This is a genomic window from Citrobacter sp. wls615 (assembly GCF_005281355.1).
Taxonomy (GTDB): Bacteria; Pseudomonadota; Gammaproteobacteria; order Enterobacterales; family Enterobacteriaceae; genus Citrobacter; species Citrobacter werkmanii.
Window position 1 is genome coordinate 1 of sequence record NZ_SZXM01000026.1, and the last position, 12,009, is coordinate 12,009.

Below are 12,009 nucleotides of genomic sequence, written 5' to 3' on the forward strand. Positions count from 1 at the left end.
TTCTACCGACTGAACTACAGAGGAATCGTTGTGGAGGCTAATCTTAGCGGCGAAATTTTTTTTGTCAAACCCCATTTTCCTGAATAACGCTCAATTGATGCTTCTCTCAACAGTTTGTTGCATTTGCAGACATTTTAAATGGAAAAAACTTTGCAGCTTTTTGGATTCTCCCTCATCATTTGAAATGAGGTTTCAACTTTCTTCTTTAAGGTCCACTTTGAACGTCTCCGCAGCCTTACGCCAGGTCGCATCCCGCACGCCCTGGTACGCCAAACGCAAGAGTTATAAGGTTCTCTTCTGGCGCGAAATCACTCCGCTTGCCGTGCCTATTTTTCTGGAAAACACCTGCGTGCTATTGATGGGTGTCCTGAGTACTTTCCTGGTAAGCTGGTTGGGAAAAGAGGCGATGGCAGGTGTTGGACTCGCCGACAGTTTCAACATGGTCATCATGGCATTTTTCGCCGCTATCGATCTGGGTACCACGGTGGTAGTTGCCTTTAGCCTGGGAAAACGAGATCGTCGCCGGGCCAGAGCTGCTGCCAGGCAATCGCTGGTGATTATGACGATTTTTGCTACCGTGCTGGCAGCGGTCATTCACTATTTTGGTGAGCAGATTATTGACGTTGTCGCTGGTGAAGCAACGCCCGATGTAAAAGCTCTGGCACTCACCTACCTGGAGCTGACGGTGCTCAGCTACCCGGCAGCAGCCATTGCGTTAATCGGTAGTGGTGCCCTACGCGGTGCGGGTAATACAAAAATACCGCTGTTGATTAATGGTGGGATGAACATTTTGAATATCATTATCAGTAGCATCCTGATCTACGGCGTATTTTCCTGGCAAGGGCTGGGGTTCGTCGGTGCTGGACTGGGGCTGACAATTTCGCGCTACATTGGCGCAATTGCCATCATCTGGGTTCTGATGATTGGGTTTAACCCAGCGCTGCGTATTCCCTTCAAAAGCTATTTTAAGCCACTCAACCTCGCCATTATCTGGGAGGTGATGGGGATCGGCATTCCGGCCAGTATCGAATCAGTGTTGTTTAACGGCGGCAAGCTGTTAACGCAGATGTTTGTTTCAGGCATGGGGACCAGTGTGATTGCCGGGAACTTCATTGCCTTTTCTATTGCCGCACTCATTAACCTGCCGGGGAACGCTTTAGGCTCTGCGTCGACAATTATTACCGGCAGACGTTTAGGAAATGGTCAGATTGCCCAGGCCGAAATCCAGTTACGGCATGTATTCTGGCTGTCGACCATCGGTTTAACTGCCATCGCCTGGCTGACCGCCCCTTTTGCCGGCGTTATGGCCTCGTTTTACACCCACGATCAGGACGTAAAAGAGGTCATAGTCATTCTGATTTGGCTCAATGCGGCATTTATGCCGATATGGGCAGCCTCCTGGGTATTACCTGCTGGGTTTAAAGGCGCACGCGATGCCCGTTTTGCAATGTGGGTATCTATGCTGGGCATGTGGGGCTGTCGCGTTGTGGTAGGTTACACCCTGGGGATCGTTTTAGGATGGGGCGTAATCGGTGTCTGGTTAGGAATGTTCTTCGACTGGGCCGTACGCGCCGCATTATTTTACTGGCGTATGGTGACAGGTCGCTGGCTATGGAAATACCCGCGTCCCGAACAGGAAAAGTGCATAAAACAACCTGTTGCGCCTGAATAATCGGCGAAATGGGGAATATTTCGGCAAACGATTGAATTTATCGATTCAGGCTTTGACATCACTGAGTGGTGTCGCTAATATGCGCCTCGTTCACACGATTCCTCTGTAGTTCAGTCGGTAGAACGGCGGACTGTTAATCCGTATGTCACTGGTTCGAGTCCAGTCAGAGGAGCCAGATTTAAAAAGCCCGCTTAAGGAAACTTAAGCGGGCTTTTTGCTTTTGTTTTTGCTGCCAGGCGCTGTTACCTGGCAAGCTGCTTTTTGAGTTGAGCTATACAGTGTTGTTTTTCCACACTGAGTACCGGTGATTAGCACGCCAGTTGATTGCTCCACGTAATCCTCCTCTATGGGAGTATCATCGAGATTCTCTATAACCACTAACATTCCATACGCATACAGATGATACGGCACATATGAAATGTTGTTTCAGTACTATGCTTAAGCAATAGCGTAGGGAAATGGTTATAAGAGCGGCGCTGACCAGGGTTTTTGCTTAAAAAATCGAGGGTTAAAGTTGAAAGAGCGTGAGTAACTCGCTCATACTCTATACTCGCAGTGTTACCCGGCGTAGCATGGCATAACGCTTGGGCTGTTAATGAAAAAGGAAAACGTCGTGGCAGAAGAAACTATATTCAGCAAAATTATCCGTCGTGAAATTCCGTCGGATATCGTGTACCAGGATGACCTGGTCACTGCGTTTCGTGATATTTCCCCTCAGGCACCTACGCATATTCTGATCATCCCTAATATCCTGATCCCCACCGTCAACGATGTGACGGCAGAACATGAGCAGGCGCTGGGCCGAATGATTACCGTTGCGGCGAAAATCGCGGAGCAGGAAGGCATTGCTGCGGATGGATACCGTTTAATCATGAATACCAACCGTCACGGTGGCCAGGAGGTGTATCACATTCATATGCACCTGTTGGGGGGACGTGCGCTTGGTCCGATGCTCGCACATAAAGGTCTTTAAGCATGACCAGAGGATGCATTGCACTTTCACTGGGCTTGCTGTTGCTGGCAGGCTGTCGCTCACACCCTGAAATTCCGGTCAGTGATGAACAGTCTCTGGTGATGGAATCAGCTATTCTGGCGGCGGGCATAACCGCAGAACAGCCCGTGTTAACAACGTCTGATATTCAGGCTTCAGCATCCTCGCGACTCTATAACGAAAGACAAGAATCCGTCACCGTGCATTATCGGTTTTATTGGTATGACGCCAGAGGGTTGGAGATGCACCCTCTGGAAGCGCCACGCAGCGTGACTATCCCGGCTCATTCGTCGGTAACACTGTACGGCAGCGCCAATTATCTGGGTGCGCACAAGGTTAGACTTTATCTATATTTGTAAGGGGTGAATCTTGATGATCAAAATGAATCGCTACGCATTGCTTGCCGCGCTGGCGATGTTTCTCTCTGGTTGTGTGGCTCAACGTGAACCTGCGCCGGTAGAGGAAGTGAAGCCGGTACCGGAACAGCCCGCGCAGCCGCAACAGCCGGTACCGGTGGTACCAACGGTGCCAGGTATACCGCAGCAGCCGGGTCCGATCGAACACGAGGATCAAACGGCGCAGCCAACACCGCGTCAACGTCACTACGACTGGAACAGCGCAATGCAGCCGATGGTGGGTAAAATGCTGCAGGCCGATGGCGTCAAAGCGGGTGGTGTTCTGCTGGTTGATAGTGTGAATAACCGTACTAACGGTTCATTGAACGCTGGCGAAGCGACTGAAACCTTACGTAACGCGCTGGCGAATAACGGCAAATTTACCCTGGTTTCCGCCCAGCAACTGGCTGTCGCCAAGCAGCAGTTAGGTCTGTCGCCGAACGATAGCCTGGGAACGCGCAGCAAAGCGATTGGTATTGCCCGTAACGTTGGTGCGCAGTATGTGCTCTATTCCAGCGCATCTGGCAACGTCAATTCGCCGGCGCTGCAAATGCAATTAATGCTGGTACAAACTGGCGAGATAATCTGGTCAGGTAAAGGTGCCGTTCAGCAACAATAACAGATTGACGCGCGATGAAGTTATGTCGCGCTACTTTCCGCAGTATCATCCCGTCGTAGCCAGCCACCATGGCTTGAGCGGCGGGAGCTGCATAATCGAACATCAGACCCACCGCTTAGTGCTGCGCTGTCATCACGACCCCGACGCGCCGGAATCGCATTTTCTGCGCCAATATCATGCGTTAAAACACCTACCGGAAAATCTTGCGCCCCGACCTCGTTTTTATACGCGGGGGTGGATGGCAGTCGACTTTTTTCACGGTAAGGTAGAATCCAGATTACCGGACGCCGACGAACTTGCTGACTTATTGTATTATCTGCATCAGCAATCCCGGCTGGGCTGGCGAATCAGCCTGCTGCCGTTACTTGAACAGTACTGGCAGTGTGGTGATCCGGCGCGTCGTACACCACATTGGTTACGAGCGTTAAAGCGGCTAAGAAAAAGCGGCGAGCCCCGCCCTTTGCGGCTGGGGCCGCTACATATGGATGTCCACGGTGACAACATCGTACGCGCACCGTCAGGGTTGCGGCTGATTGACTGGGAATATGCCGGAGACGGCGATATCGCCCTCGAGCTGGCGGCGGTGTGGGTCAGTGATGAGCTCCAGCACCAACAGCTAGTCAGCGCCTATGCCCGACGAGCGTGCATTGAGCCAACCGTTTTGTGGCGACAGGTCAGGCGATGGCGACCCTGGGTAATCATGCTAAAAGCAGGGTGGTTTGAGTATCGCTGGCGACAAACCGGCGATCAACAATTTATCAGGCTGGCCGATGAAACCTGGCGGCAGCTAACAATGAAAGGATGAGGAGAGTAGTGTGGGCCCAGTAATGTTGGATGTCGAAGGGTATGAGCTGGACGCTGAAGAGCGAGAGATTCTGGCGCATCCGCTGGTAGGTGGGTTAATCCTCTTTACCCGAAATTATCATGATCCGGAGCAGTTGCGTGAGTTAGTGCGTCAGATTCGTAGCGCGTCACGTAATCATTTGGTCGTGGCGGTTGATCAGGAAGGCGGACGCGTACAGCGTTTTCGCGAAGGTTTTACTCGCCTGCCTGCGGCCCAATCTTTTGCCGCGCTGCACGGTCTGGAAGAGGGCGGAAAACTGGCTCAGGACGCCGGATGGCTGATGGCCAGCGAAATGATCGCCATGGATATCGATATCAGCTTTGCGCCGGTTCTGGACGTGGGACATATCAGCGCCGCGATTGGCGAGCGCTCTTACCATGCCGATCCGCTGAAAGCGTTGGCTATGGCGACCCGTTTCATTGACGGTATGCATGCCGCTGGCATGAAAACCACCGGTAAACATTTTCCCGGACATGGAGCGGTGACGGCGGACTCACACAAAGAAACGCCAACCGATCCACGCTCAGAAGTCGAGATTCGGGCGAAAGATATGTCCGTGTTCCGGACGCTGATTACGGAAAACAAACTCGATGCCATTATGCCTGCGCACGTTATCTACAGCGATGTGGATCCGCGCCCGGCGAGTGGTTCGCCTCACTGGTTGAAAACGGTGCTGCGCCAGGAGCTTGGCTTCGACGGCGTTATTTTCTCTGACGATCTGTCGATGGAAGGCGCGGCGATTATGGGAAGCTACGCCGAGCGTGGGCAGGCATCGCTGGATGCTGGTTGCGATATGATCCTGGTCTGCAATAATCGTAAGGGAGCGGTCAGTGTGTTAGATAATCTGTCGCCGATCAATGCAGAACGTGTTACACGTTTGTATCATAAAGGTTCATTTTCACGTCAGGAACTGATGGACACGACACGCTGGAAGACGGTAAGCGCCCAGCTCAACCAGCTTCATGAGCGCTGGCAGGAAGAGAAAGCAGGTCATTAACGCACGTTTGGCGAGGATGCGATGATTATCTATTTACACGGTTTTGACTCTAATAGTCCGGGCAACCACGAGAAGGTGTTGCAGCTGCAATTTATCGACCCGGATGTCAGGCTGATTAGCTACAGTACGCGGCATCCTAAACATGATATGCAGCATCTGCTGAAAGAAGTGGACAAAATGCTGCAGCTTAATGTGGACGACCGTCCACTGATTTGTGGCGTCGGGCTTGGGGGGTATTGGGCTGAACGAATTGGTTTTCTGTGTGATATTCGTCAGGTGGTCTTCAATCCTAACCTGTTCCCGTATGAGAATATGGAAGGGAAAATCGACAGACCTGAAGAGTATGCTGACATTGCGACAAAATGCGTGACCAATTTTCGTGAAAAGAACCGCGATCGCTGCTTGGTGATCCTCTCTCGCCATGATGAAGCACTGAACAGTCAGCGCTCGTCAGAAGAGCTGCATCACTTTTATGAGATCGTCTGGGACGAAGAGCAGACGCATAAGTTTAAAAATATCTCTCCGCATTTGCAGCGCATTAAGGCGTTCAAGACGTTAGGTTAAGCCTAATGAGTGTCTAAAAAACCAGCTTTCGGGCTGGTTTTTTTGTCTTTAACCTTCGGGTTGTCTATCTTTTCAGCATCAAAACTTGATGCACATCAATTTTGGTATGACCAATGCACCGTTCGTGTTATTCTCACTCTCGAAGGGCATTTTCATTATCGTAACTTGTTGTTAATTAAAGGCTATGTCAATAACTTTTAATTAACAATTGGTTAATAAATTTGAGGGGGTCACGTTGACTACACCATTGAAAAGGATCGTGATTGTCGGCGGCGGTGCTGGCGGACTGGAAATGGCGACGCAGCTGGGTAAAAAGCTGGGGCGTAAGAAAAAAGCCAAAATTACGCTGGTGGACAGAAACCACAGCCATTTATGGAAACCGTTACTGCATGAAGTGGCGACTGGTTCTCTGGATGAAGGTGTGGATGCGCTGAGCTATCTGGCGCATGCCCGTAACCATGGCTTCCAGTTCCAGTTGGGCTCGGTGGTTGATATCGATCGCGAAGCGAAAACCATTACTCTTGCTGAGCTGCGCGATGAGAAGGGCGATCTGCTGGTTCCCGAGCGTAAAGTACCGTATGACACGCTGGTGATGGCGCTGGGCAGTACGTCCAACGATTTCAACACGCCGGGCGTCAAAGAGAACTGTATTTTCCTTGATAACCCGCATCAGGCGCGTCGTTTCCACCAGGAGATGCTGAATCTGTTCCTCAAGTATTCCGCGAATCTGGGCGCTAATGGTAAAGTGAATATTGCCATTGTCGGCGGCGGCGCGACGGGGGTTGAACTCTCCGCGGAACTGCATAATGCGGTCAAACAGCTGCACAGCTATGGCTATAAAGGACTGACCAATGACGCGCTGAACGTCACGTTGGTTGAAGCCGGTGAGCGTATCCTGCCGGCATTGCCGCCGCGGATTTCCAGCGCCGCGCACAATGAGTTAACCAAACTGGGCGTACGTGTACTGACGCAGACGATGGTTACCAGCGCTGACGAAGGCGGGTTGCATACCAAAGATGGCGAATACATTGAGGCCGACCTGATGGTGTGGGCCGCAGGGATCAAAGCGCCAGACTTTATGAAGGATATTGGCGGTCTGGAAACGAACCGCATTAACCAACTGGTGGTTGAGCCGACGCTGCAAAGCACTCGCGATCCTGACGTGTATGCGATTGGCGACTGCGCTTCCTGCGCGCGTCCGGAAGGTGGATTTGTGCCGCCGCGCGCTCAGGCTGCGCACCAAATGGCGACCTGCGCGATGAACAATATTCTGGCGCAGATGAACGGCAAGCCGTTGAAAGCGTATCAGTACAAAGATCACGGTTCTCTGGTCTCGCTTTCTAATTTCTCTACCGTCGGTAGCCTGATGGGCAACCTGACGCGCGGTTCAATGATGGTAGAAGGCCGTATTGCGCGCTTTGTCTACATCTCACTGTATCGTATGCATCAGATTGCGCTGCATGGTTACTTCAAAACCGGCCTGATGATGCTGGTCGGCAGTATTAACCGGGTGATTCGCCCGCGTCTGAAACTGCATTAATATTGACCTCAGGCGTCGGACGCTTTCACGCATCCGACGCCTTCCTTCAGAGTTCTCTGAATTATCTCGCTTTATCCCTTCCTTCCGCTATTTTCATCCGTAATCTGATTGGCATTCCTTACCTTCTGTTGCAAAGTTGTTGCTAATAGCAAAAAAGGAGGAAGTCCCGTGAATAAATCAATGTTGGCGGGTATAGGGATTGGCGTAGCTGCTGCGCTGGGTGTTGCAGCGGTGGCCAGTCTTAACGTTTTCGAGCGTGGCCCACAGTATGCACAAGTTGTCTCTGCAACACCGATTAAAGAATCGGTAAAAACGCCACGTCAGGAGTGTCGGAACGTGACGGTCACGCACCGCAAGCCGGTGCAAGATGAAAACCGTATCGCGGGTTCTGTGCTGGGTGCCGTAGCCGGCGGTGTTATCGGCCATCAGTTTGGTGGCGGACGCGGTAAAGATATTGCCACCGTGGCGGGTGCATTAGGCGGCGGCTATGCCGGTAACCAGATCCAGGGTTCGATGCAAGAAAACGATACGTACACCACCACGCAGCAGCGCTGTAAAACGGTGTATGACAAATCAGAAAAAATGCTGGGCTACGACGTGACGTACAAAATTGGCGATCAGCAGGGGAAAATTCGTATGGATAAGGACCCCGGCGCGCAAATTCCGTTGGATAACAACGGACAGTTGGTACTGAATAACAAAGCGTAAAATAGCATTATCCTGAACATTAGCCCCCCATTCGCTCAGGCTGGGGGGCTTTTTTTATCAGAAGGTTAAGGCGTAGTTCAGACCAAAGGTACGACCCCGGCCCTTGTATTCATACAGTGACGGGCTACCATAAGTTGGGCTGTACAGCAGTGGCGCACGTTGTCCCCATAGCGTGGTGTACTCTTCATTCAGCAGGTTTTCCACACTGAAGGTCAGCTTACCTAACGGGAGCTGGTAGCTGCCGATAAAGTCCATAGTGTTATAGCCGTCCAGCTTATTGCCGCTGGCGTCACTCAGATCAAATGTTTGCTGGCTCTGTACTCGCAGCGACCACGGTTCAGGCGCCCAGCCGACCCATGCGGTTGCTTTAGATGGCGAAGCCAGAGTGACATCCCATTTCTGCCATTTACCGTTTTGTTTCACTTCGGATTTAATGACGTTGAAGTTGCCGCCCAGACTCCAGTCGGTATCGGCGATGAAATAATCTACCGCACCTTCCAGACCATAAATCCGACGATCGTCGGGCTGTACGTTTATGGTCATATCACTGCGGTTGATAACGATCGATTTATCCGAAGTGGAGTAATAAGCGGCGAGTTGCGTGCGCAGGCTATCGCCCGTGTAACGCCATCCCAACTCGTACGAGTTAACTTTAATCCCTTCCAGTCGTGAATCCGCAACGTTGACGCTGCGCTGAAGCTGGTAATGATCGCCAACCAGAGAATAGGTACCATTACCGTAATATTTCCCCGGATCCGGAAGCTCCACGCCCTGAGAGAAATTAAACCAGGTTTGCTGGCGCTCAGTCAGGTGGGCGAGGATCCCGGCGTTAAACAGGAAGTTATCGTAATCGGTTTTGCCGCCCGGAATGGTATCCGCGGAGTTTGCAAGGCCCGTCGCGATGCCCTGCTGTTGCGCATAGCCAACGAAATCATCAACTCTGTTTTCGGTCCATTGATAGCGTACGCCGCCACTGAGGGTAAAGATGTCGTTTATGTCATAGCTGTTTTGCAGGAAAGGTGCGAAGTTGGTGATGCTGTAACCAGGATAACGCCCGGTAGTATAGGCGGTACGGTTGTCCATGCCGCCGGAGGGCAGAGAGTAAGCCAGATCGAAGAATTTCTGATTGGAGTCGAAGGTTTCATGATCCGCATCGATACCCCACGTCAGTTCCCAGTCATCCATCACCTGGCTGTTGAGGGTGATTTTGGCGCCGAACTGGTCGGTATCCTGCTGTGAGGCGGAGAAACTGGTGACCTTACCTTTGCTGAGCGTCGGGAAAGGATAGAATTTCAGCGATTCGTCGCGGTAATAGATTTGGCTGACCAGGTTCTGACCAAAGAAATCTGCATCTGAATATTGCAGGCTGATCAGATGACGTTCGGTGCCGGGAATACGATCGGAGTTCAGTCCGCTGCTGGTATAAGCTTTACCATTTCCGGTCACGGCGGACATGTTCTCGCCGAGATCCAGCCCGTAATCTTCATCCCCCTGGCTCTTGTAGTACTGGGTAACCAGTTGCAATTGACGGTTATCATCCAGCTCAATCGTCCCGGTGCCCATCACGTCCAGACGATCGGAATGCTGCAGGCCGGTTTGGGTGTTATCCAGCAGCAGAGCATCGTGGTTTCCATCATACCAACCGCCAAACCGTTGATATGCGACGGACATACGACCGGATGCACGATCGGTTCCTCCGCTCACCGCGGCGGCGACGCGTTCGTCATGATCGTTACTGTTATTAAACCCGCTTTTACTGCCCAGTTCGAGTTCAACTTCACGCTCAGGCTGACCTTTTTTGGTGACGATGTTGATCAAACCGCCGGTACTTCCCCCGCCATATAGGGATGTTGCGCCTGAGATGACTTCAATATGAGCAATGTTAAACGGGTCAATGGAGTCAAGTTGGCGGCTGTCGGTGCGGGAAGAATTCAGACGGACACCGTCTATCAATACTACGATGGCGCGACCGCGCATGTTCATGCCGTAGTTGGTTCGTCCCTGACTGCTGACATCAATTCCGGGGATTAACTGAGCAAGAACATCCTTGAACTCTTTACCACCCTGAACTTGCTGTTCAATTTCGCTTCCTTCAATAACCCAGGTCGTTTGTGCCATTTCTGCCACGGTGCGTTGGCTGCGGTTAGCGCTGACGATGAGATTCTCTTCCTCCGCTGCGATAGCCGGTAGGGTTAAGGATAATAAGAGCGGATTGAGCACCCAGAGACGCTTATGCATTTGTATTCCTTTTAAAAAAGTCGGTCTGTTTTTGTTATTGCGGTAGAGAAACCGATAGTTACATTGGGAAACAGGTGTTAAAACAAATGCGAATATTGCTGATAATAATTGTCGTTATCAATACATTTTTTTAAAAAAGATCTGCTAATGCGATGAAAACAATAAGGAATGAAGGGGTATTGGTACAAAAAAACCGAGGGCTTTTGGCCCCCGGGGGTGTCATCTGTTCATGGAAGAGAGAGGAAAGGATTAAGCTTTGATGAGTTCGGGCCACAGTCGCAGGGTGGTGTGTGCGATCTGCATCAGTTTCTCAAATGACGCGCCTTCACGGGCGCTAATCGACATACCCTGTAAAATGCAGTTCAGATATTCGGCCAGCTTTTGCACGTCGCAGTGGGCCGGAATTTCGTCCCGCTGCTGGCGCTGACGAAGGAACTGGGTAAGCGTCTGTTCCTGCATCGCATGGCGTGATTTCACGGTATGGGCGATCTCGCGGGAAGAGGCCGCCAGCGTAGCGGACGTATTAATCATAAAACATCCTGCCGGAGTATCTTTACTGGTAAAGCAGGTGGCTATGGCAGTGAAATAGTCTTCCAGTGCGGACTCCAGGCTTTTTTCCTCACAAAACAGCTGGGCTTCATGTTTCGCCGCGAAGCGAGTTATATAGCGGTCCAGCACGGCACGAAACAACCCTTCCTTGTTGGTAAACTCCGCATACAGCGTGGGCGCTTTGGCACCGGTTGCTTCCACGAGATCGGCGAGCGATGTCGCTTCATATCCGTGCTGCCAGAAGAGTGTCATGGCCTTATCAAGCGCGGCTTCCCTGTCGAACACTTTTGGTCGGCCACGGCTTTTTTTTGCACAACCTGTCGTTTCAGTTGTCATGGCGCCGATGTACCTTTGTTGGCTTTATTGAATAATCATTATAAAAATATTCCCCCCCACACTCCAGCGGATTAGCGATAAAAATAATTTATAGCTATTAGCATGAAAAATAAGGTCTTTATCTTTTATATAACGATCATTATAAAAAAGAGTTGACGTGTGACCTGGATCACATCTATGATTTACCTATCGATCGTTAAGTTAATCATTACGACACCCATTCATCTGCAAAAGGTCACTATTATGAAAAACGTAAAAACTCTGTTTGTTGCTGCTGTTCTTAGCTCACTGTCATTTGCCAGCTTCGCGGCTGTTGAAGTTCAGGCCACGCCTGCAGGTCAACAGAAAGTTGGTACTATCTCTGCAAATGCGGGGACGAACTTAGGTTCTCTGGAAGATCAACTGGCGCAGAAAGCGGATGAGATGGGCGCGAAGTCTTTCCGTATAACTTCCGTTACCGGTCCTAACACCCTTCACGGGACTGCAGTTATCTACAAATAAGATTTAACCCATCGCAATGCCACTGCGAGTTAAATAAAAAACCCCCGCGGAATAA

General features: G+C 51.1%; 12 protein-coding genes and 1 tRNA gene. 11 read left to right on the forward strand and 2 right to left on the reverse strand.

Annotated elements, in window-relative coordinates:
- The first annotated feature begins 184 nt into the window (after nucleotides 1-184).
- The 10 genes from FDX04_RS08225 to FDX04_RS08270 all read left to right on the forward strand — a co-directional run bounded on the left by FDX04_RS08225 (nucleotide 185) and on the right by FDX04_RS08270 (nucleotide 8,330).
- Nucleotides 185-1,672 (forward strand): EmmdR/YeeO family multidrug/toxin efflux MATE transporter, encoded by a 1,488-nt coding sequence (locus tag FDX04_RS08225; RefSeq protein ID WP_304502716.1) that lies wholly within the window; start codon nucleotides 185-187, stop codon nucleotides 1,670-1,672.
- Between the two features lie 99 nt (nucleotides 1,673-1,771).
- A tRNA-Asn gene (locus FDX04_RS08230) sits at nucleotides 1,772-1,847 on the forward strand.
- A gap of 438 nt (nucleotides 1,848-2,285) precedes the next feature.
- On the forward strand, nucleotides 2,286-2,645 hold the full coding sequence (gene hinT, locus FDX04_RS08235) for a purine nucleoside phosphoramidase (RefSeq protein WP_061381942.1): 360 nt from the start codon (nucleotides 2,286-2,288) through the stop codon (nucleotides 2,643-2,645).
- A 2-nt stretch (nucleotides 2,646-2,647) separates the two neighbouring features.
- Nucleotides 2,648-3,022 carry a YcfL family protein gene (locus FDX04_RS08240; RefSeq protein WP_042309115.1) on the forward strand — a complete coding sequence of 125 codons (375 nt, stop codon included), beginning with the start codon at nucleotides 2,648-2,650 and terminating at the stop codon, nucleotides 3,020-3,022.
- Between the two features lie 13 nt (nucleotides 3,023-3,035).
- Entirely contained in the window at nucleotides 3,036-3,677 is a 642-nt protein-coding gene (gene lpoB, locus FDX04_RS08245; protein ID WP_042309113.1) for a penicillin-binding protein activator LpoB, read from the forward strand.
- Nucleotides 3,658-4,482, forward strand: coding sequence for a thiamine kinase (thiK, locus tag FDX04_RS08250; protein ID WP_137370763.1), 825 nt, complete (start codon nucleotides 3,658-3,660; stop codon nucleotides 4,480-4,482). The genes lpoB and thiK overlap by 20 nt, the downstream gene beginning before the upstream one ends.
- A 10-nt stretch (nucleotides 4,483-4,492) precedes the next feature.
- Nucleotides 4,493-5,518, forward strand: coding sequence for a beta-N-acetylhexosaminidase (nagZ, locus tag FDX04_RS08255; protein ID WP_137370764.1), 1,026 nt, complete (start codon nucleotides 4,493-4,495; stop codon nucleotides 5,516-5,518).
- A 21-nt stretch (nucleotides 5,519-5,539) separates the two neighbouring features.
- On the forward strand, nucleotides 5,540-6,082 hold the full coding sequence (gene ycfP / locus FDX04_RS08260) for an alpha/beta hydrolase YcfP (protein ID WP_003030817.1): 543 nt from the start codon (nucleotides 5,540-5,542) through the stop codon (nucleotides 6,080-6,082).
- Nucleotides 6,083-6,317: 235 nt separating this feature from the next.
- Nucleotides 6,318-7,622 carry an NADH-quinone dehydrogenase gene (ndh, locus tag FDX04_RS08265; RefSeq protein ID WP_042309107.1) on the forward strand — a complete coding sequence of 435 codons (1,305 nt, stop codon included), beginning with the start codon at nucleotides 6,318-6,320 and terminating at the stop codon, nucleotides 7,620-7,622.
- 168 nt (nucleotides 7,623-7,790) lie between these two features.
- Nucleotides 7,791-8,330 (forward strand): glycine zipper 2TM domain-containing protein, encoded by a 540-nt coding sequence (locus FDX04_RS08270; protein ID WP_003030814.1) that lies wholly within the window; start codon nucleotides 7,791-7,793, stop codon nucleotides 8,328-8,330.
- A gap of 57 nt (nucleotides 8,331-8,387) precedes the next feature.
- On the opposite strand, the gene FDX04_RS08275 is transcribed toward FDX04_RS08270, so the two are convergent.
- Together FDX04_RS08275 and comR are read right to left on the reverse strand one after the other, a co-directional pair.
- Nucleotides 8,388-10,568 (reverse strand): TonB-dependent siderophore receptor, encoded by a 2,181-nt coding sequence (locus FDX04_RS08275; RefSeq protein WP_061381748.1) that lies wholly within the window; start codon nucleotides 10,566-10,568, stop codon nucleotides 8,388-8,390.
- A gap of 249 nt (nucleotides 10,569-10,817) precedes the next feature.
- Nucleotides 10,818-11,453, reverse strand: a complete 636-nt coding sequence (gene comR, locus FDX04_RS08280; RefSeq protein WP_061381747.1) for a TetR family copper-responsive transcriptional repressor ComR — start codon at nucleotides 11,451-11,453, stop codon at nucleotides 10,818-10,820.
- A gap of 243 nt (nucleotides 11,454-11,696) precedes the next feature.
- Here comR and bhsA point away from each other — a divergent pair, with 243 nt between their 5' ends.
- Nucleotides 11,697-11,954, forward strand: coding sequence for a multiple stress resistance protein BhsA (bhsA, locus tag FDX04_RS08285; RefSeq protein WP_029139491.1), 258 nt, complete (start codon nucleotides 11,697-11,699; stop codon nucleotides 11,952-11,954).
- Nucleotides 11,955-12,009: the final 55 nt, after the last annotated feature.

Bases quoted from the DNA above. Each gene is read 5' to 3' on its own strand.
- FDX04_RS08240 (WP_042309115.1), top strand. From the start codon at position 2,648: ATGACCAGAGGATGCATTGCACTTTCACTGGGCTTGCTGTTGCTGGCA.
- bhsA (WP_029139491.1), top strand. From the start codon at position 11,697: ATGAAAAACGTAAAAACTCTGTTTGTTGCTGCTGTTCTTAGCTCACTG.
- ycfP (WP_003030817.1), top strand. From the start codon at position 5,540: ATGATTATCTATTTACACGGTTTTGACTCTAATAGTCCGGGCAACCAC.
- comR (WP_061381747.1), bottom strand. From the start codon at position 11,453: ATGACAACTGAAACGACAGGTTGTGCAAAAAAAAGCCGTGGCCGACCA.
- lpoB (WP_042309113.1), top strand. From the start codon at position 3,036: ATGATCAAAATGAATCGCTACGCATTGCTTGCCGCGCTGGCGATGTTT.
- FDX04_RS08275 (WP_061381748.1), bottom strand. From the start codon at position 10,568: ATGCATAAGCGTCTCTGGGTGCTCAATCCGCTCTTATTATCCTTAACC.
- FDX04_RS08225 (WP_304502716.1), top strand. From the start codon at position 185: ATGAGGTTTCAACTTTCTTCTTTAAGGTCCACTTTGAACGTCTCCGCA.